At 68.4% G+C, this 22,997-nt stretch carries 15 protein-coding genes; 11 read left to right on the top strand and 4 right to left on the bottom strand.

From position 1 onward, the window contains the following. Window positions 1-122 precede the first annotated feature (122 nt). Window positions 123-2,225: a TonB-dependent receptor gene (locus GGR48_RS06435; RefSeq protein ID WP_221211411.1), complete on the bottom strand. Its 2,103-nt coding sequence runs from the start codon at window positions 2,223-2,225 to the stop codon at window positions 123-125. A gap of 205 nt (window positions 2,226-2,430) precedes the next feature. Here GGR48_RS06435 and GGR48_RS06430 point away from each other — a divergent pair, with 205 nt between their 5' ends. From GGR48_RS06430 to GGR48_RS06415, 4 genes are all read left to right on the top strand, one after another. Then, window positions 2,431-4,170, top strand: coding sequence for a M14 family metallopeptidase (locus GGR48_RS06430; protein ID WP_183951063.1), 1,740 nt, complete (start codon window positions 2,431-2,433; stop codon window positions 4,168-4,170). Between the two features lie 305 nt (window positions 4,171-4,475). Beyond that, on the top strand, window positions 4,476-5,222 hold the full coding sequence (locus tag GGR48_RS06425; protein WP_240456043.1) for an ABC transporter ATP-binding protein: 747 nt from the start codon (window positions 4,476-4,478) through the stop codon (window positions 5,220-5,222). After that, window positions 5,219-6,658 carry an ABC transporter permease gene (locus GGR48_RS06420; protein ID WP_183951062.1) on the top strand — a complete coding sequence of 480 codons (1,440 nt, stop codon included), beginning with the start codon at window positions 5,219-5,221 and terminating at the stop codon, window positions 6,656-6,658. The genes GGR48_RS06425 and GGR48_RS06420 overlap by 4 nt, the downstream gene beginning before the upstream one ends. Continuing rightward, window positions 6,655-7,914 (top strand): ABC transporter permease, encoded by a 1,260-nt coding sequence (locus GGR48_RS06415; RefSeq protein ID WP_183951061.1) that lies wholly within the window; start codon window positions 6,655-6,657, stop codon window positions 7,912-7,914. The genes GGR48_RS06420 and GGR48_RS06415 overlap by 4 nt, the downstream gene beginning before the upstream one ends. Here the strand turns inward: GGR48_RS06415 and GGR48_RS06410 are convergent. Beyond that, complete coding sequence (locus GGR48_RS06410; protein WP_183951060.1) at window positions 7,904-9,343, bottom strand: aminotransferase-like domain-containing protein; 1,440 nt, start codon at window positions 9,341-9,343, stop codon at window positions 7,904-7,906. The genes GGR48_RS06415 and GGR48_RS06410 overlap by 11 nt on opposite strands. 144 nt (window positions 9,344-9,487) lie before the next feature. Between GGR48_RS06410 and GGR48_RS06405 the strand changes: the two genes are divergently transcribed. The 3 genes from GGR48_RS06405 (at window position 9,488) to GGR48_RS06395 (ending at window position 16,384) form a co-directional block, all read left to right on the top strand. Further along, window positions 9,488-12,187, top strand: a complete 2,700-nt coding sequence (locus tag GGR48_RS06405; RefSeq protein ID WP_183951059.1) for a M16 family metallopeptidase — start codon at window positions 9,488-9,490, stop codon at window positions 12,185-12,187. A gap of 85 nt (window positions 12,188-12,272) precedes the next feature. Beyond that, the gene (locus GGR48_RS06400) at window positions 12,273-14,567 is read left to right on the top strand and encodes a TonB-dependent siderophore receptor (protein ID WP_183951058.1); all 2,295 of its coding nucleotides are present in this window, start codon (window positions 12,273-12,275) and stop codon (window positions 14,565-14,567) included. Window positions 14,568-14,590: 23 nt separating this feature from the next. Beyond that, the gene (locus GGR48_RS06395; protein ID WP_183951057.1) at window positions 14,591-16,384 is read left to right on the top strand and encodes an ABC transporter ATP-binding protein/permease; all 1,794 of its coding nucleotides are present in this window, start codon (window positions 14,591-14,593) and stop codon (window positions 16,382-16,384) included. A gap of 7 nt (window positions 16,385-16,391) precedes the next feature. Here GGR48_RS06395 and GGR48_RS06390 read toward each other — a convergent pair whose 3' ends face one another. Then, window positions 16,392-17,072: an anti-sigma factor gene (locus tag GGR48_RS06390; RefSeq protein ID WP_183951056.1), complete on the bottom strand. Its 681-nt coding sequence runs from the start codon at window positions 17,070-17,072 to the stop codon at window positions 16,392-16,394. After that, window positions 17,069-17,557: a sigma-70 family RNA polymerase sigma factor gene (locus GGR48_RS06385; RefSeq protein WP_183951174.1), complete on the bottom strand. Its 489-nt coding sequence runs from the start codon at window positions 17,555-17,557 to the stop codon at window positions 17,069-17,071. Before GGR48_RS06385 ends, GGR48_RS06390 begins: the two co-directional genes overlap by 4 nt. Window positions 17,558-17,646: 89 nt before the next feature. Between GGR48_RS06385 and GGR48_RS06380 the strand changes: the two genes are divergently transcribed. The 4 genes from GGR48_RS06380 (at window position 17,647) to GGR48_RS06365 (ending at window position 22,993) form a co-directional block, all read left to right on the top strand. Next, window positions 17,647-18,804: a S8 family serine peptidase gene (locus tag GGR48_RS06380; protein WP_240456037.1), complete on the top strand. Its 1,158-nt coding sequence runs from the start codon at window positions 17,647-17,649 to the stop codon at window positions 18,802-18,804. A gap of 271 nt (window positions 18,805-19,075) precedes the next feature. Then, a complete protein-coding gene (locus tag GGR48_RS06375; protein ID WP_183951054.1) occupies window positions 19,076-19,846 on the top strand; it encodes a PRC-barrel domain-containing protein in 771 nt (256 codons plus the stop codon). Window positions 19,847-19,991: 145 nt separating this feature from the next. Further along, the gene (locus GGR48_RS06370) at window positions 19,992-21,890 is read left to right on the top strand and encodes an AI-2E family transporter (protein WP_183951053.1); all 1,899 of its coding nucleotides are present in this window, start codon (window positions 19,992-19,994) and stop codon (window positions 21,888-21,890) included. Beyond that, the gene (locus GGR48_RS06365) at window positions 21,887-22,993 is read left to right on the top strand and encodes a YihY/virulence factor BrkB family protein (RefSeq protein WP_183951052.1); all 1,107 of its coding nucleotides are present in this window, start codon (window positions 21,887-21,889) and stop codon (window positions 22,991-22,993) included. The genes GGR48_RS06370 and GGR48_RS06365 overlap by 4 nt, the downstream gene beginning before the upstream one ends. Window positions 22,994-22,997: the final 4 nt, after the last annotated feature.

Here is a 22,997-nt window from a genome sequence, read left to right as displayed (position 1 = left end):
CGCCGCCCGTTAGGGGCGATCGACATTCATGCCGCCACGCCCTCTCCCTCTCCCTCAAAGAGGGACGAGGGAAATGAAAGGCATGTTCGAATGTCCATTGGCCCAGCCAGCCGCGCTCTTCGTCAGATCTCCATGCGCAGCGAGGCGCGCACGGTGCGAGGTGCGCCGGGATAGATCCACAAGGCGCTGTACGAACTCGCGGCATAACGCTGGTCGAGCAGGTTGTCCGCCTCCAGCCGGAAGCGCAGGCCCTGCACGACCGGCGCCTCGATCGCGGCCTTCACCTTCACATATTCGGGCAGGATGATCGGATTGGCGGTGAGCGACCCCGCCCGGTCGCCGACATAGGCGACACCCCCGCTCAACTGCCAGTCACCGCGCGGCGTGGGCACGCGGTGGACGACCAGCAGCGTGCCCGAATGTTCGGGCACGTTCAGCACGGCGGGCGTCGGGAAAGTGGCGTCGTCGGCCTTGGCGTCCAGCCACGCATAGTTGGCGACGATCTGCCAGCGCTGGCCCAGCCGGGCCGAGGCGTCGAGTTCGATACCCCGGCTGACCATGCTGCCGACCGGCGCCAGGAAGTTGGGATCGACCGGATCGGTGGTGAGGATATCCTTCTTGCGGATGTCGAACCAGGTCGCGGCCATGTCGATGCCCGGCAGCTTGGCGGCGATCCCGACCTCATAACCACGCCCGGTCTCCGGGCCGAAGCCGTTGCCGTTGCGGTCGGTGCCGGTGTTGAGCGAGAAATTCTCGCCCCAATTGGCATGCACCGCGATGGCGTCGGTCACGCGGTAGCGCGCGCCGACCCGGAAATTGACCGGCTCGTTGATGTTGCGCCCGGTCGAGCCGGTATTGTTGTTGACGATCTTCTGGCGATAGGGATCGATCCGCGCGCCGCCGACCAGGGTCAGGCGGTCGGTCACGTCCCACATGTCCTGCACATAGAAGGTGCCTGCCCAGCGGCTTTCGTCATTGTTGGTGAAGGGCCGCAAAGGTGCCGCGGTCGAACCATAGACCGGGTTGAACAGGTCGATGGCATAGGGGGCCGCCGCCGACGGATTGATGCGCATCCACCGCTCGCCATAGAAGAAGCGATAGCCCTTCACCCCGACGCTGACCCGGTGCTGCCCGATCTGTCCGGCCAGTTCCAGCCGGGCGGACAGATCGTCGACGCTGAAATCGCGCGAGCGGCGCTGCCGCCACAGCGACGTGCCGACGATGCGCGACTGGTCCGCCGACAGGCCGCGCAGCGTGCCCTTGCGCCAGACCATGCCGCCGTTCAGCGTCCAGCCGCCGCCCAGCTCGGCGAGGCCGGTGATCTGATGCTGGTTGTTACGCGACTTGGTGATGCCGTTCGACGGCTCGCCATAATAGTTGGACAGGGGCAGCGCGTTGGCATCGCCGTTGATGGCGGGGATGCCGCGATCGAAGGGCGTGTCGAACTGGCTGAACTCGCCGGTATAGGTCAGGCGCAGCGCCTCGCTCGGCTGCCAGGTCAGCGAGGGGGAGACGACGCGGCGGCGCAGCGTGACGGTGTCGCGCCACCCGTCGCTATCCTCGCCCGCGACCACGATGCGTGCGGCCAGCGTACGCGACAGCGGCCCCGTCGCGTCCAGTTCGACCCGGCGCGTGTTGAACGAGCCATAGCTGACCATCGCATTGGCATGTGGGGTGAAGCGCGGCACCTTGGTCACGATGTTGACGCGGCCGCCGGGATCGACATCGCCGAACAGTGCGCCGGCGGGGCCCTTCAGCACCTCGATCCGCTCGGTCGTGGCGGGATCGCGCGGCGGGGCCATGCCGCGATTGGCGAGAAAGCCGTTCAGATAATATTCCGCGCCGCCATCGGGCGTGCCGAGGAAGCCGCGCACCGCGAAATTGTCGATCACGCCGCCACGGTTGTTCTGCTGGCTGAACCCGCTGACCAGTTCGAGCGCGTCGCTGAGGCGATAGGTGCCCGCCGCGTCGAGGATGTCGCGCTCGATCGAACGGCTCGACTGCGACATGCGCTCGGTGACGCGGTCGGACGACTGGGTCCGGTCGACGGTGCTGCGCGTGCCGAGCACGACGATGTCGCTGCCGCGCGATTCGTCCTGATCGGTGAAGCTCTGCTGATCCGCCGCCTCCTGCGCCTGGGCGGTGAGGGGCAGGGCACCCAGCGCGAGCACCCAGGCCAGGGCGGAGATCGACCGATGCGACGGGCGGGACAGGACAGGGGACATCGGAACTCCAGGCGATGGCACGGGATCGACACCATGCGGTTGCGGTATGTTGCAACGTCTCATAATAAGGTTCTGCCGCAACGCAACCATGTCGAACGGGTGCGGTGGCGTCGGGATCGTCCCGGCGCGCCGCCCTGGACATCACATCGGAAGTCGATCCTTGTTTTCACGCGTTAGCCCGATTTTGGGCCTGTTGCTTTCCACGATGACCACCGTCTCCTTCGCCCAGGATGGGCCAGCACCGCTGCCGCCGATCTTACCCTGGTCTGGCAAGAGCGAGGCGCTGATCGCCAGGCCGGGCGATCCCTGGATCACGCCGGCCGAGGCCGCCGGTTTCAAGACGACGCCGCGCTATGCGGAGGTGCGCGCCTGGCTGGAGCGGCTGGACGCCGCCTCGCCGCTGATCACACTCGCCACGTTCGGTCGCACGACCGAGGGGCGCGACCTCCTCTATGTCCGGGCGAGCAAGGGCGGGGCGGGCAAGCCGGTCGTGCTGGTACAGGCGGGCATTCATGCGGGCGAGATCGACGGCAAGGACGCCGGGCTGATGCTGCTGCGCGACATCGCGCTACGGGGGAAGGCGGACCTGCTCGACACGGTCGATCTGGTGTTCGTGCCGATCTACAATATTGACGGCCATGAACAGATGAGCGCCTACAACTTCCCGCATATCCGGGGGCCTGCGCAAAAGGGGCGCGACGCCAACGCGCGCAACATCGACCTCAACCGCGACTATGGCAAGATCGACGCACCGGAGACGCGCGCGATGATCGGGCTGATCCGCTCGCTCGACCCGATCCTCTATATCGACTGTCATGTCAGCGAAGGCTTCGACATGCAGTATGATGTCACCTTCACCTATGCCGGCTGGGGCACCTATGCGCGCCACCGTGCGACCGCCGACTGGCTGGAGGGGCGGTTCGGCCCGGCGGTGACGAACGCGCTGACGGCGGCGGGGCATATCCCGATCAAATATCCCAGCCCGATCGATACGCGCCAACCGGACAAGGGCATCCGCCAAAGCCCCGAGGGGCCACGCTATTCGACCGGCTATGGCGACTTCATCGCGATGCCGACCGTGCTGGTCGAGAACCACATGCTCAAACCCTATCGCCAGCGGGTGCTCGGCACCTATGTCCTGCTGGAGGCCGCACTGAGGATCGCCGCGACCGATGCGGACCGGATCGCGGCGGCTAAGGCGCAGGACCGCGCGAGCCGTCCGGCCACGCTCATGACCCGCTGGACCCCGGCGGCCAAGCCGATCGGCTGGATCGAGCGGTTCAAGGGCGTGGGCTTCGATACCTATATGTCGCCCGCCTCGGGGCGGATGGAGCAGCGCTGGAACGGCAAGCCCATCACCTTCCGCATGCCGATCATCGGCCAGACGCCGACCGAAACCGTCCGCCTGCCCAAGGCGTGGTGGGTGCCGGCCGCGCAGACCGAGGTGATCGACCGGCTACGTGTCCATGGCATCGCGTTCGAGACGCTGGCGGCACCGCGCACCCTGACGCTCGATCGGGTGCGTCTGGTCGACCCCAAGCTCGGCCAGCCGCTGGAGGGGCGCTATCCGATCACGGCGGGCTTCGTGCATGAGTCTGCTCGGACAGAGATGCCGGCCGGCAGCGTGCGCGTGCCGGCGGACCAGCCGCTGGGGCTGCTCGCGGCGGCGCTGCTGGAGCCCGAAAGCCAGGATTCGTTCCTGGCCTGGGGTTTCTTCCCGGAGATGCTGGGCGCGGCCCCCAATACCGACGCCTTCGTGCTGGCGGCGCTGGGCGACAAGCTGCTGGCGACCGATCCGGCGGCGAAGGCACGGTTCGAGGCGAAGTTGCGGGCCGAGCCGGCTTTCGCCGCCGATCCCGATGCGCGGCTGGCCTGGCTCTATGCGCAGGCGGGGCCGGGCCATCCCTATCCGCTGCGCTACCCCATCGCGCGCGAGGTGGAGTGACAATTTTCCTCCCCTGCAAGGGGAGGTGGCAGGCCGAAGGCCTGACGGAGGGGTGTCCCCGTCGGAGAGCTGGATGTACCCTCACAACCGGGGACACCCCTCCACCAGCTTCGCTGGTCCCCCTCCCCTTACAGGGGAGGATCATCGTTGGCCATGAGATGATACAAAGTAACTATTGCATGCCCCACGCCGCCGGGTAAAAGACCGGCATTCGGCGCGTAACGCGCTGGAGGTGTTGCGGAATGGTCGCCATCCGGGCGGCGCGCATGCCTCGACCACCGCGCTTCGGCGCGACGCCCTTGATGATGCAGGAGACGGCGATGCCGAACCCGAATAGCGAAATCCTGATCGACGCCGTCCAGCTGTCCTATGGTTCGCATCATGTCCTGAACGGCCTGTCGCTGAACGTCGCGGGCGGGGAGGTCTATGCGCTGCTGGGCGGCAATGGCGCTGGCAAGTCGACCACCCTGTCGGCGCTGCTGGGTTTCGTCCGGGCCGATGCCGGGCGGGTCGCGGTGGGCGGGATTGATCCCGCGCGCGATCCCGATGGGGCACGGCGTCGCATCGCTTATCTGCCCGAGAATGTCGCGCTGTACGAACATCTGAGTGCGGTCGAGAATGCCGATTATCTGCTCGCGCTGTCGGGCACGCCGCGTGCGCGGGCTGCGATCGTCGAGGCGCTGGCGGCGGCCGGGTTGCAGGAGCGCGCCTATGACCAGCGGCTCGCCGGCTTTTCCAAGGGGATGCGGCAAAAGGTCGCCATCGCGGTCGCCTTGCTGCGCGAGGTGCCGGTATTGCTGCTCGACGAGCCGACCTCGGGCCTTGATCCACGCGCGACCTCCGATTTCAATACGCTGCTCCATGCGGTGCGCGACAGGGGCACCGCCGTGCTGATGGTCACGCACGACCTGCTGAGCGCCGCCGATGTCGCCGATCGCATCGGCTTTCTGGAGGGCGGGCGTATCGTCGAGGAGGTCACGGCGGAGGGGCCGGCGCGGTTCGACGTGCGCGGCCTTCGCGATCGGTTCGCCGGACGGGCGCTCGCGGCATGAGCGCGGTGTCGCTGATCGCGCGTGATGAATTGCGGCTGATGCGGCGCAACCGGGTGGCGGTGACCGCTGTCGTCCTGCTGGTCATCCTGACGCTGGTCGCGGTCGTCACGTCCTGGACGCATCAACAGGGGATCGCCGCCGCACGCGCGCAGCATCAGGCGCATGCCGACCATGCCTTCGAGGCGCAGCCAGATCGGCACCCGCACCGGGTCGTGCATTATGGCCATTTCATCTTCCGGCCGCTGGGGCCGCTTGCCGCCTTCGATCCCGGGGTCGACGCCTTTACCGGCAACAGCATGTTTCTGGAGGGGCATCGCCAGAATACCGCCAATTTCGGCGATGTGCGCCAGAGTTCGCCGTTGATCCGCTTCGGGCAGCTGACTCCGGCCTTCGTGTTGCAGGCGGTCGCGCCCTTGCTGCTGATCTTCCTGGGCTATGGCGCGGTGGCGCGAGAGACCGAGCGCGGCACGCTGCGCCCGTTGATGCTGCAGGGCGCGTCGGCGCGTGCGATCGTGCTGGGCAAGCTGCTGGCGCTGGGATCGGTGGCGCTGCTGATCGCGGTGCCCGCGATGATCGGCTTTGCGCTGATCGCGGGGCAGGCGGGGGCCTATGCCGGGCCGATGGCGACGATCGTCCTCGCTTATGCCGCCTATCTTGCACTGTGGGTCGGCATCGTCACCTTGGTGTCGATGCTGGTCCGGCGGCGGCGTGACGCGCTGCTGGCCCTGCTGGCGGTCTGGGCGGTCACGGTGGTGCTGTTGCCGCGCGTCGCGCCCGAGATCGCCAATCGCGCCTATCCGCTGGCCAACCGGTTGCAGACCGATGTCGCCATCGCGCGCGACCTGCGCCGCCTGGGCGACAGCCACAATCCCGACGATCCGCATTTCGCGGAGTTCAAGAAGGCGACGCTGGCACGCTACGGCGTGACCCGCGTCGAGGACCTGCCGGTCAATTACAAGGGGCTGTTGGCGCTGGAGGGCGAGGCGCTGACCAGTCGGCTGTTCGATCACTATGCCGCGCGCGACTTCGCGGCGCAGGCGGCGCAGAATGCACTGGTCGGGGCGATCGGGCTGGTCAGCCCGGCGATCGCGCTGCGCCAGACGTCGATGGCGGCGGCGGGCACCGATTTCGAGGGGCATCGTCGCTTCCTCGAACAGGCCGAGGCCTATCGCTACGACCTGATCCAGCGGCTGAACCGGTTGCAGGCCGAGGCGGTGACCTATGCCGACGATACCGCCGAGGATGCCGGGGCGGACAAGCGCAAGCGGATCACCGCCGACCATTGGCGCAAGCTGCCCGAATTCGGCTTCCGCGCCGCCGGCCCCGATGCGCTGGTGCGCGCCAGCCTGCCGGGGCTGGCGGTCCTGTCCGGCTGGTTGGTGGTGATCGGTGCGGCGCTGGTCCTTGCCACCCGTCGTCTCGGAGCGCGTCGATGACCCTGTGGCGTCACGAAACACGGCTGCTCCTGCGCTCGCGTCTGGCGCTGGCCGCGCTGATCCTGATGGCGCTGCTCAGCGCAGCAGCGGTGGCGGCGGGCATGGCCGAGGTCGCGCGTCAGCATGCCGCGATCGATGCGGTGGCGGCGGCGCAGGCCGAGGATATCGGCGCGGTCGCCGACTATGTCGATCGCACCAAGGATGCCGGGAGCGCGGCCTATTACAGCTTCCACCCGACCTGGGATTCGCCGGCCCCGCTGGCCTTTGCGGCAATCGGGATGCGCGATGTCGCGCCCTATATCCTGCGCGTCCGCGCGCTGGGGCTGGAGGCGCAAATTTATGACGGGGATACGTTCAACCCCGAACTGGCCTTGCCGGGGCGGTTCGATTTCTCCTTCGTGCTGGTGTTCCTGGCGCCGCTCTTCGCCATCGCGCTGTTCCACGACCTGAAGTCCGGCGAGCGCGAGGCGGGGCGGGCGCGGATGCTGGATGCGATGCCGGGTGGACGGCGGCTGTGGTTCCGCCGCGCGATGGTACGGTTCGCGCTGTTGCTCGGCGCGCTGATCGTCCCGTTCCTGGTGGGGGCGATCCTGTCCGGGGTCGGCGTGGGCGCGATGCTGCTGATCGTCATCGTGGCCGCGCTCTATCTGCTGTTCTGGATCGGTCTTGCGGCCCTGGTCGCGCGGCTGGGGCATGGATCGACCGCCAATGCCGCGACCCTGGCCGGGTTGTGGCTGATGCTGGTGCTGGTCATCCCGACCTTCGCCAATGTCGCGATCAATCGCGCGGTCCCGGTCGGGCAGGGGAGCGAGATCGCGCTCGCCCAGCGCGAGCGGGTCCATGCCGCCTGGGAAATCCCGCGCGAGGAGACCATGCGCCGCTTCTATGCCAGCCACCCGCAATGGGCGGACTCGCCACCCTTGCCGCAGGCTTTTCATTACAAATGGTATTTCGCCTTCCACCAGCTGGGCGACGAAAGCGTGGCGGACCGCGTGCGTGCCTATCGCCAAGGGCTGGAACGGCGCGCGGCGATCGCCAACAGTCTCGGCTGGGTGCTGCCCTCGGTCGGGGTGCAGGCGTTGCTGACGCGGCTGGCGCGGACCGATCTGGCGGCGCAACTGGCCTATCAAGACCGTATCCGTGCCTTTCACCGCGACCTTCGCGAATTCTATTATGGGTACATGTTCCGTGACCGCCCCTTCGCCAAGGCCGACTTCGCGCATGCGCCGCGATTTGGCGCGCCGCTCACTCCCTGAGCGATGACAGGCCGTCCGCCAGCGCGTGGAGTGCTGCCTCGCTGGTGGTGGTGACGTTGAACCGCATTTCCGACGAGGCGACGGTGCTGGCGGGGCGGAAATGCTTGCCCGGCGCGCTCAGGAAACCGCGTGCCAGCAACCGCCTGGCCAGTTCCAGCGTGTCGACCCCGCCGCCCAGATCGGCCCATAGGAACAGCCCGCCCATCGATGGCGTCGTGGTGATCCCCATGCCGGCGAAATGCTGGCGCAGCGCGATCGTCCCCTTGGCGAGCTGCCCGCGTATCCGCTCGCATCGCCGGCGGTACAGCCCCTCATCCAGGAAGCGATAGAGCACGCGCTCCTGGATTTGCAGGTTGCCCAGCCCGTTCAGGGGGCGGAAGCGGTTCAGCATGTCCTGATAGCGGTCCCCCGCGACGATGTGACCGACGCCGACCTCGGGCGAGAGGATGCGCGACGAACCGCCGACATGGATGACGCGGTCGAGATGATCGAGCAGCAGCAGCGGCACCACCGGTCGCCCGCCGGTCGCGGGCAACAGGTCGCCCTGGCCGACATCGTCGACCAGGATCATCTCGAATTCCTTGGCGATCTCGATCAGCTGGCGTGCGGTGTGCAGCGATACGCAGTTGCCCGTCGGATTCTGGATCAGCGACGACATCAGGAACATCACCGGGCGATAGCGTTCGCATAGCAGGCGCAGCACATCCAGGTCGGGGCCGTCGGCCTTGCGGGGCACGTGCAGGATTTCGGCCCCCTGCGACAACAACGCGGCGACATGCGCGAAGGAGCACGGGTCCTCGACCAGCACCCGGCCACCGGGCCGGACGAAGGCACGGATCACCACGCCCAGCCCGGCGATACAGCCCGGCACCGTCATGATCGCATCGACCGGTACGTCGATGCCGTCCAGCCCCAGCTTGATGCGGATCTGTTCGCGCAGCGGCAGATAGCCGGCGGGATCGCCATAGCCCGTGGTGCGCAGGCCGGAGGAGGCCACGCTCTTCAGGACCCGGTTCAGTTCCTCCAGCGCCGATGGCTCGTGGCGCAGCACGCCGCTGCCCGGCGAGCGGTCGAGCGGCAGCGTGGAGTGGCACAGCTGGAACGGCGCGAGATCGACGGGCGCGGTGCGGATCGCCGGTGCCGCGGGCATCAGCGCGGGCGGCGAGACATAGAAGCCCGATCCGCGCCGGGCATAGATCTGGCCACCCGCGACCAGCTTGTCATAGGCGCGCTGTACGGTGTCGCGGCTGACGCCATGCGTGTCCGCCATGACGCGGATCGAGGGCAGGCGCTCGTCGGCGATCAGCACGCCGTCGGCAATGCCCTGTGCGATCGTCCGGATGACCCGCGCGGTCTGTCCGGTCGGGGCATCGGGACCGCCGGTCGCGGCGAAAGTGTCCTGGTCGGTTGAGTGGGACAGGCCGGTCATCTTTTCTGCTTTTGACCGCAGGAAACGCGGGTGGCAATCAGTAATGTTCGCGGGATGGCACGAGCTTTTGCAATTGTTGCTTTGACGGCCGCCGCCGCGATGCATGTGATCCCGGTGGGGGGCGTGCTTTCCCGTGAACGGACGATGGGCGCGAGCGCAAAGGCGGGGCCCGCCGCGCGATTGCCGGAACGCGCGATCACCGACCCCGTCACCCGCTTCACGCTACCCAACGGGCTGAAGGTCATCGTCCAGACCAGCAGCCATGTGCCGCTGATCAGTGCGACGATGGTCTATGACGTCGGTTCGAAAGACGAACAGCCGGGCCAGCACGGCTATGCGCATCTGTTCGAGCATCTGGCGCTCGACGGCAGCGCGCATTGGAATCAATCGGCGATCCGGTCGGTCCAGGACATGGGCGGCACCGACATGAACGCGACCACGACGCAGGACACGACCGTCTTTTTCGAGACGGTGCCGCGCGCCGCGCTGGAGCGGACGCTCTTCCTCGAGGCCGATCGGATGGGGCATGTCGGCGACGCGCTGACCCAGGACCGGATCAGGCGCGAGGTCGGCGTGGTGCTGAGCGAGAAGCGGCAACGCGGTGGCCAGCCCTATGGCGGGCTGGACGCGACGATCCTGGGTGACATGTATCCGGCGGATCATCCCTATCACCACAGCGTCATCGGCGAGGAGGCCGATCTGAACGCGGTGACGGTGGAGACCGCGCGGCGCTGGTTCGACACCTATTATGGCCCCTCCAACGCCACGCTGATCCTGGCGGGCGATGTGACGGCGGACGAGGCGCGCACGCTGGTCACCCGTTATTTCGGCGGACTGGCGCCGAGGCTGCCGGTCGATCGGCTGTCGACCCGGTCGATGGCGTTGCCCGGCCCGCTGCGCCGCCAGATGTTCCGGACGGTGCCCGACGGGCGGCTGTACGTCACCTATTTCGCGCCGCCGGCGGGGTCGCCGGAGATCGCCGCGCTCGACCTGATCGCGCATATCATCGCCAATGGCGCGCGGTCGCGGCTGAACCGCCGTCTGGTTGAGGAACTGCGCATCGCCCAGTCCGCCTTCGTCACCTTCGACGAAGGGCAATTGTCGAGCCGCATGGGCTTTGGCGTGGCGGGCATTCCCGCCGACCAGATGCCGCGCGTCGAGGCGGAGGTCGATGCGGTGCTCGCCCGCTTCGTGGCCGAGGGGCCGACGGTCGAGGAACTGGAAAGCGCGCGGGCGGCGCGCATCCAGTATCTGATGGGACTTCAGGCAAGCACGTCGTCCAAGGCCTTTCTGCTGACGCGGGGCGCGCGGCGGAATGAGGACGTCGCTTACGCCGAGACCTATCTGCGGCAACTCCGGAGCGCGACGCCCGACAGCGTGCGCCGGGTGGCGGCGGCGGTCTATGGCCGGCCGGGCTATCATCTGGCCATTCTGCCCCGCCCGGCGCTGAAGGCGGTGTCCGGCGGCTATGACCTCGCCAAGGGACCGCCGCCGCTCGGCGCGATGACGCCGATCCCGTTCCCCCCGACCGAGCAGGCGCAATTGTCCAACGGGCTGAAGGTCCTGCTGGTCCCGCGTCCCGGCACGATCACCGACATGCTGCTGCTGCGCTTCGACCGGGGCGGTAACGCGGGCGATGCGCATGAGATCGCGCCGATCGCGCTGGACCTGTTGGCGTCGAAGGCGAGGACGGCGGGGGCGCTGGCCCGGACCGAGCGGATCGGGGCACTGAACGGCTGGATCGGCGACAAGGTGGAACTGGATCATGCCGATCTGACCTATGCCTGGGACGCCTCGCGGCTGGCCGAGGGGCTGGCGCTGTTCGGGGACGGGCTGTCCCATGCCGACATGAACCCCGCCGCGCTCGCCGCGCTCAAATCGGCGCGAACCGATGTGCTGCGGGCCGAGGCGATCGACCAGGGTGCGGCGGCCGACCGGGTGCTCGACACCGCCATCTACGGCACCGGGCATCCCTATGCCCCGCCGGCGACCGCCGCCGATGCGATCCGGCAGGTGGAGGCGATCGATCCGGCGACGGTCCGCGAATGGATGCGCGGGCATCTGCGGCCCGATCAGGCGACGCTCTATGTCGCGGCGGACACGGATATGACGACGCTCAAGCCGCTTCTCGAAAAGGCGCTGGGCGGCTGGACCGCGCAAGGGGCGCCCGCACCCGCGACACCGATCCCGGCGGCGGCGGGCCGCGCGGCCCCCTCGCTCACCGTGCTCGACAAGCCCGGCGCGACCCAGACCTATATCATCGCGGGCAAGGCGCTTCCCGCCGCCGACCGGCCGGACGGCACCGACGCCGCTGCGACCTGGGTCGTCAACGAGGTCTATGGCGGCAACCTGACCTCGCGCATCGGGACCAATTTGCGCGAGGGCAAGGGCTGGACCTATGGCATCGGCTCGGGCGTGTACGACTTACGCGGCCAGCGGCGCTGGACCATCGCGGGCACGGTCGATCGCGATCATAGCGGCGAGTCGGTCGTCGAACTGGGCCGGGAGATGCGGGCGCTGACCGGCACCCGCCCGCCCGAACAGGCCGAACTCGATCGTATCGCGACGATGGCGGCCAACAGGAACGCCGCGCGGCTGGAGGGCAATGGCGATCTGCTGGCCGCGATGGCGGACGCGCGGTCCGTCGGCCTGCCCCATGACGATGTCGTGCGCCAGCCGGCGCGGCTGCGCGCGCTGACGCCCGGGCAGGTGGAGCGGGCCGCCGCCCCCTTCGCCGATCCGGGAACCGTCCATTGGGTCGTGGTCGGCGACTGGCAAAGGATTCGCGACCAGTTCCGCGATGTGAGGCTTGGCGTGCCGGAGGTGATCGAACCGGCACGCTGAAGAGCGGCGGCATCCTGACAGAAAACAGGCAGGGGAAACGGGGGGATGCCGCCTTCGATCGTCAAACCAACCAGGGGGGAATTTCATGGTTACTCGTCATATCGTCGTCGCCAGCCTGCTGGCGCTGGCCACCGCCACGGCGCCGGCCATGGCCTGGGCACAGGAACGCAGCGTGTCGCAGCCGGCTATGCCGCTCGCCCAGGCGTTGCAGCGGATCGCCACCGAATGGGGCACGCCGCTCGACATCGATCCCGATGCGGTCGGCGGCATCGTCGCCAAGCCGGTGGTCAATGCGCGCAGCGCGCGCGACGCCGTGGCGCAGGCCACGCGCGGCCTGCCCGTCGCCGTGCAGATCGGCGAGGATGACCGGATCGCGGTCATCAACGACGTCGTCGTGACGGCGCGCCCCAACGAGGCGGAGACCAGCGTGCTGGTGCGCGGCGCGACCAGTTCGTCGCGTCTGGGCCAGTCGCTGCGCGATCAGCCGCGCAACACGCAGGTGATCTCGGCCAAGCTGCTGGAACGGCAACAGTCGCAGACGCTGGCCGAGGCGCTGAGCAATGCCGGTGGCGTCGTCGTCAACAGCGCGACGGTGCAGGGCGGCGTCAGCTTCACGGTGCGCGGGTTCGACTCCAACGGCGCGGTCAACGGCCTGCCTTCCGCCTCCAGCGCCATGTTCGCGGCCGGTACGACGCTGCCCCTCGCCAATATCGAGCGGATCGAGGTGCTGAAGGGTCCCGACGCCATCCTGCTGGGCGGTGACAATCTGGGCGGGACGATCAACATCGTCACCAAGAAGCCTAATGCGGAAGAGCGGCTGCATGTGTCGTCCGACATCGGTTCGTTCGGGCTGATCCGCGGCACGCTCGACGCCAATCGCGCGCTGTCCAACGACAATCGCTTCAGCGCCCGCATCGTCGCGACGGCGGCGACCGCCGACCGCAATTTCGGCGGCTATCGCGGGAACGAGGATTATCTGTTCGCCCCCGGCCTGCGCTACAAGAACGCGACGACCGACATCATCGTCTCGGCGACGCTGGGCAACCAGATTTTTGGCATGCCGCCCTATACCGTGCTGAACACCGCGACCAAGCAACCGTTCGACGTGGCGTTCGATCGCCCGCTGGTCGGCGGCAAGGACCAGGGCGTCCAGATCGAGACGACGCAGTTCAATGCGGAAATCACGCAGAAGCTGACCGACTGGCTGACCGTCGTCGGCCGTGCCCAGCATCAGAAGATCCACTTCACGCTGGCGCAATATTCGCCCTTCGTGGTTCTCAACAATGCCGGGCTGCTGCTGATCGCGACGGGCGGCGTGCGACAGACGTCGAAGAACGATGCCTTCGACACCTTCGCTCGGATCACGTTCAATACGGGCGCGGTGTCGCACAAGCTGGTCGCGGGCATGACGCATGTCGATGCGACGGTGGATGCGATCTATGCCAGCGACGGCGCCATGTTCCCGTACAACTTCCTGACGCGACCGGCGCTGCGTCCGCTGGCGGTGAATTTCAACTCGACCGCCACGTCGATCATGACCCAGCGCGGCTATTACGGCCAGTATCTGGTCGGGTCTGGGCCGATCCACCTGATGGCGGGTCTGCGTCGCAACGAGATGAAGTCGCGTTCGATCTTCAACGGGGTTCCCAACAATCCCTATGAGGGCGGCAAGACGGTGCCCAATTACGGCGCGGTCATCGACGTCACCAACCGCCTCTCGGTGTTCGGCACACTCGCTTATGGCTATATCCAGAACTTCCTGACCGACCGGTTCCGCAACCGTCTACCCGACAACCAGACGCGCAATGCCGAAACGGGCATCAAATGGGACCTGTTCGACAACCACGCGCTCCTGAACGCGTCTTGGTTCAGCATCCGGCAGACCAATTTGATGGTACCCGACCCCATCAATCGTCGTTTCCAAATCGCCATTCCCGGTCAGATCGGCGAGGGGATCGACGTGAATCTCAGCGGCAATCCGATCCCCGGCCTGTCGCTGTCAGCCGCCTTCACCCGCACCAAGTACCGCTTCCTGCGGCCGTCGGCGACGCTGGGCAACACGGTCAACGGCCAGCCGCGTGATGTCTACAGCCTGTACGCATCCTATGAGCACAAGGTCGGCGAGCGGGCCAAGGCGGGCATTGGCGGGCAGGTCGCTGGGCAGTCGAGTTCTGCGATCGACATGCTCAACATGTACCGGACGCCGGCGGCGGTGCTCGCGCATCTCAACGGCTTCCTGTCGGTCGGCGATCTTGACATCAATATCGGCGTGCGGAACCTGTTCGACCGCCGCACCTATCAGCCCACGCGCTTCACCAACTATCTTCCGCTGGGCGAAACCCGCACCTGGCGCCTGACGGTCGGCTATCGCTTCTTCTGATCGACGGGACCTCTGAGCCTATGATGCCGCAACCCAGCCAGAGCGGGGAGGTCCGTCGCGAGACGGGCCTCGCCCCACCCCAGTCCAGCCAGGCGCGATGGCGCGACGCCTGGCAGCTGGCCAGCGGCTATTGGACGTCGCCGGACTGGAAGTTCGCGTGGTTCGCGCTGATCACGCTGTTCTTCTTCCAGTTCGGCACGGCCTTCATCCTGCTGCGCACCAATCAGTGGCAGCGGCAGTTCTTCGACGTCATCGAACAGCGCAATGCCAGCCAGCTCGTGCCGCTGATGATCGTCTTCCTCGGGATCATGGCGATGCAGGTCGTCATGATCCTGACCGAGAATCTGATCGATGGGCTGCTGTCGATCCGCTGGCGCACCTATCTGACGCGCGACTATCTCGACCGCTGGATGCGCCGCAACCGCTATGCCGAGATCGAGCGGCTGCGCATCATCGACAATCCCGACCAGCGCATTGCCGAGGATCTGAACAATATCACCTCGGCGGTGGGCACGACGGTCGGCGCGCTGCATATCGTCATGCGGTTGATCGGATCGCTGGTCGCCGCCGTCACCTTTGCCATGATCCTGCTGGAAACCGCGCCGCCGATCCGCTTCTCGCTGGGCGGCACCGCGATTTCGATCCCCGGCAGCACGGTCTGGTACGCCGCCGCCTATGCGCTGGTGGGCTCCTACCTGACCGCCAAGATCGGTCAGCCCTTCATCCGCGCGATGATGCGCCAGCAGCACCGTGAGGCGGATTTCCGCTCCGGCCTGATCCATGTCCGCCGCAATGCCGCGCAGATCGGCCTGGCGGGCGCGGTCGCGACCGAGCGGCAGGCGCTGGAACAATCGTTCGACGCGGTGCGGCTGAACTTCCGCTCGGTCCTCTACGGATCGCTGGGCATCACGGCGGCGGGCAGCGTCTATGACCGGATGGGCACCGTCCTGCCGCTGTTCATCATGGTGCCGACCTATTTCGCCGGCGGCATGAGCTTCGGCCAGCTGATGGCGGGGCGCGACGCCTTTGGCCAGCTGGGCATGCAGCTCGGCTATTTCGTCAAAAGCTATCAGCTGATCGGTCAGCAGGTCAGCTATTTCAACCGTATCAAGGGGCTGGACGACGCGATCGACGATGCGCGGCCGGCGGGCATCGCGGTGGGCGTGGGCACACCGCCGGGCGTCGTCCTGATGACCGAGGGGCTGGCGCTGCATCGTCCGCATGGCGCGGCACTGGTCGAGGTCGGGGACTGGTGGGTCGGCGTGGGCGAGCGCTGGGCGCTGTGCGGGCCTTCGGGGGCGGGCAAGTCGACGTTGATCCGCGCGCTCGCCGGACTGTGGCCCGATGGTCGCGGACGGGTGGCGATGGCGCAGGACAGCCGCGCGATGGTCGTGCCGCAGCGCCTCTATCTGCCGCTCGGCACGCTGAAGGCCGCCATCTGTTTCCCCGACCGGCCCGAGGCGCATGACGATGCCAGCATCGCCGCGCTGCTCAATCAGGTGCGGCTGGGCCATCTGGCGGACGACATCCACGGCGTGCGGCTGTGGCAGGAGGAATTGTCACCCGGCGAGCAGCAGCGGATCGCGCTGGCCCGCATCCTGCTCCAGCGGCCGACGCTGCTGGTCCTCGACGAGGCGACGAGCGCGCTGGATGGCGACAATGCGCGTCACTTCTACGAATGTCTGGGTGCGGCGTTGCCGCAGACGACGATCATCAGCGTCATCCATGACGACGCTCTGCTGCGCTATCACGACCACCGGCTGATCTTCGCCGACGGCCGCGTCAGGTCGGAGGCCATCGATACGGCCACGACCTGACCGGGCGTCAGCGCCAGCCCCGCGCCACCGCGTCCCGCTCGGCCGCCGTGTCGAGCGGCTCGCCCGCCATCAGGTCCTGCGCGTCGGTCATCAGCGCGGCGGTCGGTGAGGCGGCCTGGCGATAGGCGCCGTTCTCGGTGACGCCGGTCATGGTGCGCCGCAGGGCCCAGGCCTGACCGTCGCGACACGCGATGCCGCTGGTCCGGGTGGCGGTGAACACGCGGCACAGCGCGCCGTCCTGCGCGCGGAAGCTCGCCAGCATCCGCACGCCATCACGCGCGCCGTCGCTGCCCAATTGCGTGTCGAGCGCGCGGGCGAGCGCACCGCCCGCGATCAGCCCCGACGCGCCGGTCGCGACCGGTCCCGCGGGCATCAGGCCGCGCCCGAGCACCAGCCCGACCACCAGGCTCGCCGCCACCGCTCCCGCCCAGGCGGCGGAGAAGCGGCGGCGCGGGCGGCCGGGGAAGGCGACGACGTTGGACGTCAGGGGGGCGGCGATCCGCGCCGGGATCGGCTCGTCCGCGATGGGCGCGAACGCATTGCTCAGCTGCATCCGCAGCGCGCGGTGCGCCTCGACTTCCGCCGCGATCGCGGGGTCGGCGGCCATCGCCTTTTCGACCCGCCGCGCGGTCAGCGGATCGCACTCGCCATCGGCATAGGCCATCAGCGTTTCCGGATCGATGCTCATGCCGCTTTCCCCAGTCTTTCCATCAACGCGGCCCGTCCGCGCACCAGCCGCGAGGTGAGCGTGCCCATCGGTATGTCGAGCACTGCCGCCGCTTCCTTATATGCCAGCCCCTCGACCAGCACGAGCGCGACCGCCTCGCGCTGTTCGTCGGGCAGGGTGGCCATCGCGCGCCCCACCCGGTCGAGTTCGGCGCGCGCCTCCATCGCGCGGTCGCCATCGTCGCCGATCGCGGCCCCCGCTTCCTCCGCGACGAAGGTCTGCGCGGCGCGGGTGCGGGCGCGGCTCGTGTCGATCCAGGCGTTGCGCATGATCCGGTACATCCAACTGTCCATCCGCGTTCCGGCGGCGAAGCTGGCCCGGGCCACGAGCGCGCGTTCCACCGCGACCTGGGTCAGGTCGTCGGCGTCCGCCGCATCATGGGTCAGGGAACGCGCGAACCGTCGCAGACGCGGCAGCAAGGCGGTCAGGTCGCTTTCGAAACTCAGCTTCGCTTCCTTTTCCAATGGGGATGAAACGGATGCCAACGCACGTTTCATCCGTGACAGCGCGCTAATCCATGTCAAGAAGGTCCGTGATGATCCGATTTCCGCCCCTATTGGCCCTGATGATCGCCGCCCCCGCCGGCGCGCAGCTCCTGCCCTCGTTGCCGGCCCCTGTCGCCGGCTTGCCCGATGGCATCCGGGGTGCGGTCGACCGCGTCGTCGAGACCCCGCAGCGCCTGGTCGAGGCCGCGCGGCTCGACCGGGTCCTGCGGCTGGTGCGTGACAGCGGCGGCCGGGTGGTGCGCGACGATCTGGGCAATGCGGCGCGCGCGGGCGAGGTGGTGCTGACCGACCCCAGCGATGCGGAGATCGCCGCGCTGGAGCGCGAAGGTTTCCGCACCATCGAGCGCACCAGCATCGAGGAACTGGGCGTCGGCTATGCGCGCATGGCGGTGCCCCAGGGCGTGCGGCTGGACCGCGCGCTGGCGCGGGCGCGGCGTCAGGCGGCGGATGCCGCCGCCGACGTGATCCATTTCGAAAGCGGCGGCATGGCGGTCGGCGCGGCGACGGCCATGCAGATGCCGCCCGCGCCGGCCGGCACGACCATCGGCATCATCGATGGCGGCGTCGGCGATGCGGCCGTGCGCCAGATGGGGTTCGCCAGTGGTGCGCCGCGTGCCAGCGATCATGGCAGCGCGGTGGCCTGGCTGGTCGGGCGGGGTGCGCCGGGCGCGCGCGTGCTGGCCGCCGATGTCTATGGCCAGGACCCGGCCGGCGGCGGCGCGGTGGCGATCGCCCGCGCGATCGGCTGGTTGGCGAAGGAGCGGGTCGCGACCGTCTCGATCAGTCTGGTCGGCCCGCCCAATCCGCTGCTGGCGCGCGTCGTTGCGGCGGCGCAGGGGAAGGGGATGACGATCGTCGCCGCCGTCGGCAATGACGGCCCGACCGCCCCGCCGGCCTATCCCGCCTCCTATCCCGGCGTCATCGCCGTCACCGGGGTCGATGCGCGCGACCGGGTGCTGATCGAGGCGGGGCGCGCCAGCCATCTAGACTATGCCGCCCCGGGCGCCGGTTTCGCCGCACCGGATGCGGCCGGGCGGATGAAGACCGTGCGCGGCACCTCCTTCGCCGCACCACTGGTCGCCGCGCGCCTCGCCGCCGCCGGCCGCGCGACCGTCGATCGGGAGGCCCGCAAGGGGCGCGGCTATGGCCGGGGACTGGTGTGTGCAGACTGCGTGACCCGGCGCTAGGCCGGAACGACATTCGATCATGCCCTTCTTTTCCCTCGCCCCTGGGAGAGGGGAGAGGGTTGCGCAGACTTGGTCTTTGCGAAAGCCAAGGCTTAGTCGGAGCTGGGTGATGGGTTGAGCAAGCCCGTTGGCAAGCTCCGCTAACCCTCTCCCCTTTCCAGGGGAGTGGCAACAGGAATGTCGATTGGCCCTGGAGGAAAAAATTTACGTGCGCCGGGATTAAGCGTCGGGCGGCATCCGTTCTCCGGACAGACCAACAAGGAGATACGCGATGACACGCACTCTGTTCACCACCGCCGCCCTTGCCCTCGCGATCGCCGCGACTCCGGCTTCCGCACAGCTGCTCGGCGGCAGCGGCGGTCTGGGCGGATCGCTGGGCGGCAGCCTGGGCGGTGCCGCAGGTGGAACGCTCGGCCGTTCGGGCGCCGGCGAACTGCGCGCCGACCGGCAGATCGACACCCGCAGCGGCCGGGTCCGCGCGGGCGGTAGCGCCGCCGGCGAGGGTGGCACGCTGCTCGATGGCCGGTCGCCCGCCGGGAGCGGCCGGACCGAGACGCGCGGTTCGGGCAGCGCCTCGGGCGCGGTCGATGCCCAGCTGATCGGCACCGATGCGGTGCGCTCGACCGCGCGGGGTGTTGCCGGTGAGGCGCGCGGGCTGGCCGGCCGTGGCCGCGAGGCGATCGGCGGCGTGCGCAATGCGGTCGGCGGTGCGGCGGGCGGCGTTGCCGCCTCGGGCAATGGTGCCGCCAATGGCAATGTCGGCGCGGGCAACGGCATGCTGGCGCTGGCCGGCAGCGCGGCGGCGGAAGGCGCGGGCAGCTTCGATGTGCGTCCCGGCATGAACGTCGTCGATGCCCGGGGCCGCGCGATCGGCACGGTCCGGTCGCTGCGCAGCGAGGCCGATGGCCGCGTCCGCGACGTGCTGGTGCAGGTGGGCGACCGCGTCGCCACGCTGCCGGCCGCCAACTTTTCGGGCGAGGGCAATGTCCTCGTCTCCGCCAAGGGCCGCAGTGCGGTGCAGCGCGACGCGACCGGCCAGTAACCGCCGACATCCCGCCGCCGACCGGCGGCGGACGCAGCGACAGGGCGCGCATGGGGTTGGCGAAAGCCCCGTGCGCGCCATTTGCGTTTACCGACGTGGACCAAAGTCGGTCAGTGCGAGTTAGCGCTTTCCGAAGGGAAAGCAGATGGATGATCGATCGGCGCAGGGCGCATCCGGGGCCAGCGTGGCCGCCGCCAAGGTGCCGAGCCGGGACGGGCTGCTGGGGCTGGCGGTCGCGGTCGTCGTGGTGGCGGGGCTGTTCCTCGCCAAGGACGTGCTGATTCCGATCACGCTGGCGGTCCTGTTATCGTTCGTCCTGTCGCCGATCGTCCTGCTGCTGCGGCGATTGAAGTTCCCCAAGGGGCTGGCGGTCTTCGTCGCGGTGCTGAGCGCGCTGGGCGCACTTGGCGGGATCGGGACGCTGGTCGGGGTGCAGGCGGCGTCGCTGACCGACGAGGCGCCGCGCTATGCCACCAGTATCCAGGCGAAGATGGAGGGGGCGACCGGCTTCCTGACCAAATCGCTGCCTTTCCTGGGACATGCCACGACGGCGGCGCCGGTCATCGCCGACCCCAATGTCGTGCGCGGGACCCGGACCCATCCGCTGAACGTCCGCGTGATCGAAAAGCAGATGCCCGTTCTGCAGCAGGTGGGTGGCTATCTCGAACCCGTGGTCGCGCCGTTCGAGACCTTTGTCATCGTCCTGGTCGTCGCGATCTTCATCCTGATGCAGAAGGAGGATTTGCGCGACCGGCTGATCCGGTTGTTCGGCTCGTCCGACCTGCATCGCACGACGGCGGCGATGGATGATGCCGGTCGCCGGCTGAGCCGTTATTTCCTGTCGCAGCTGGCGGTGAATGCCAGTTTTGGCCTGACCGTGGGCATCGGCCTGTGGCTGATCGGGCTGCCGGTGCCGGCGCTATGGGGCATATTGGCCGGGGTGCTGCGCTTCGTGCCCTATATCGGCGCGCTGCTGGGGGCGGCCTTGCCATTGGTGGTCGCGGCCGGGATCGATCCGGGCTGGTCGACGATGCTGATGGTCGCCGCGCTGTTCATCATCCTCGAGCCGATCATCGGCTATGTGATCGAGCCCTTGCTCTATGGCCATTCGACCGGCCTGTCGCCGCTGTCGGTGGTGCTGGCGGCGGTGTTCTGGACGTGGATATGGGGCCCGGTCGGGCTGGTCCTGTCGATGCCGTTGACCCTGTTGCTCGTCGTGCTGGGGCGGCATATCCCCAGCCTGGAATTCCTCGACGTGCTGCTCGGCGACCGCCCGGCGCTGACCCCGGTCGAAAGCTTTTATCAGCGCATGCTGGCCGAGGACCCTGACGAGGCGCTGGAACAGGCGGAGAGTCAGCTCGCCGACCGTTCGCTGACCGCCTATTATGACGAGGTGGCGCTCGCCGCGTTGAAGCTGGCGGCGGCGGATGTCGAGCGCGGGGCGATCACCCGCGACCGCGCGGGGCGGGTGGTCGACTCGATGCTGGTGCTGGTCAGCGAGTTGGAGTATCAGGACGATACCGCCAACGACCAGGAAACGCGCGGCGGCATGTTGAAGCCGTTGCCCGATAACGGCGCGCGGTTCGACGAGACGGCCCCCGTCTCGCTGCCCGCCGCACCGGTCGCGTGGCAGGCCGGGGGCAGTATCTTGTGCATCGCCGGGCGCGGCGTGCTCGACGATGCGGTCACCGCCATGTTGCAGCAATTGCTGGCGAAACGCGGCTTCGGCGTGAATCGCGTGCCGCATGAGGCGGGATCGCGCGCCAATATCGACCGGCTCGACGCATCGGGCGCGCGGATGGTGTGCATCTCCTATCTCGAGATCGGCGGATCGCCGTCGCATCTGCGCTATCTGGTCCGGCGCATCCGCTCGCGTGTCGGCGATGTGCCGATCCTGGTCGGGCTATGGCCCGAGGGCGAGGCGGCACTGACCGATCGCGAGATCCAGCATACTTTGGGCGCGGACGTCTATGTCGGCACCCTGGGCGCGGCGGTCGAGGCCTGTCTCGACCATGCCGGTGCCGAGCGGGAGGCGGCGGCATGACCGGCGCCGATCACCGCGCCGGCACCGGTGCCCACTCGCCGCTGCAAGTCCCTGCGCAGGGCTGGTTCGCGATCCTGAAGCGCACCTGGGCCGAGGTCGGCGACGACAATATCGGGATCATCGCGGCGGGCATCGCCTTCTACGTCTTCGCCGCGATCGTCCCGACGCTGGGCGCGGTCGTGCTGAGCTATGGCCTGTTCGCCGATGCCGATACGGTCCGGCGCAATGTCGAGGCGGTCTTCGCCTCGCTGCCCCGCGATGCCGCGTCGATCATCAGCGACCAGTTGCTGACGGTGGTCGAAAGCTCGAAGGACAAGCAGGGGCTGGGACTGGTCATCGCGCTGGTGCTGGCCTGGTATGGCGCGACCAAGGGTTCGTCGGCGATCGTCACCGGCCTGAACGTCGCCTATGACACGGAGGACAGCCGGGGCTTCGTCCGGCTGAACCTGTTGCAGTTCGGAATCGTCGCGGGCGGCGTCGCGCTGATCTTCATCGCGATCGGCAGCACGATGCTGCTGGCGTTCCTGGGCGGGCTGATCCCCGATGCGCCCGCCATCATCCTGGTGGCGATCCGGATCGGCGGCTATCTGGTGCTGGCGTTGCTCGTCATTACGGCGGCGGCGGTGCTGTTCCGGTTCGGGCCGGATCACCGGCATCCGCGCTGGGTCTGGCTGTCGCCGGGGTCGATCGGTGCGACCTTGCTCTGGCTGGCGGGGACGGCGGGGTTCGGCTTCTATGTCTCCAATTTCGGCAATTACGGCGCGACCTATGGTTCGCTGAGCGCGGTGATCGTCACGCTGACCTGGCTGTGGCTGACCGCCTATGTATTCCTGCTCGGCGCGGAATTGAATGCCGAGTTGGAGCGGCAGGTCGAGGGGGAGGGGCCGTTGGCGGACAGCGAAACCACCCCGCCGCAGGAGGCCGAGCCGTTGCCGCCGCCCTCGGCGGATCCGGAACGCGTGGGCACACTCCTGAGCTGGGCCGGGAACGGGACGGTCGCGACCTTGGGATTTGCCCTGCTGCGGCGCGGGCGACCCATGGGTGCCGCAGCGATCGCGATCGCCGCGCTGGCCGCATGGCGGGCGAGGCCGAACGATCGATAGGGGC

The organism is Sphingomonas pseudosanguinis, assembly GCF_014196255.1.
GTDB classification, from domain to species: Bacteria; Pseudomonadota; Alphaproteobacteria; order Sphingomonadales; family Sphingomonadaceae; genus Sphingomonas; species Sphingomonas pseudosanguinis.
Note: the sequence above shows the minus strand (reverse complement) of the source record. Positions and strands in the feature narration are given on the sequence as shown.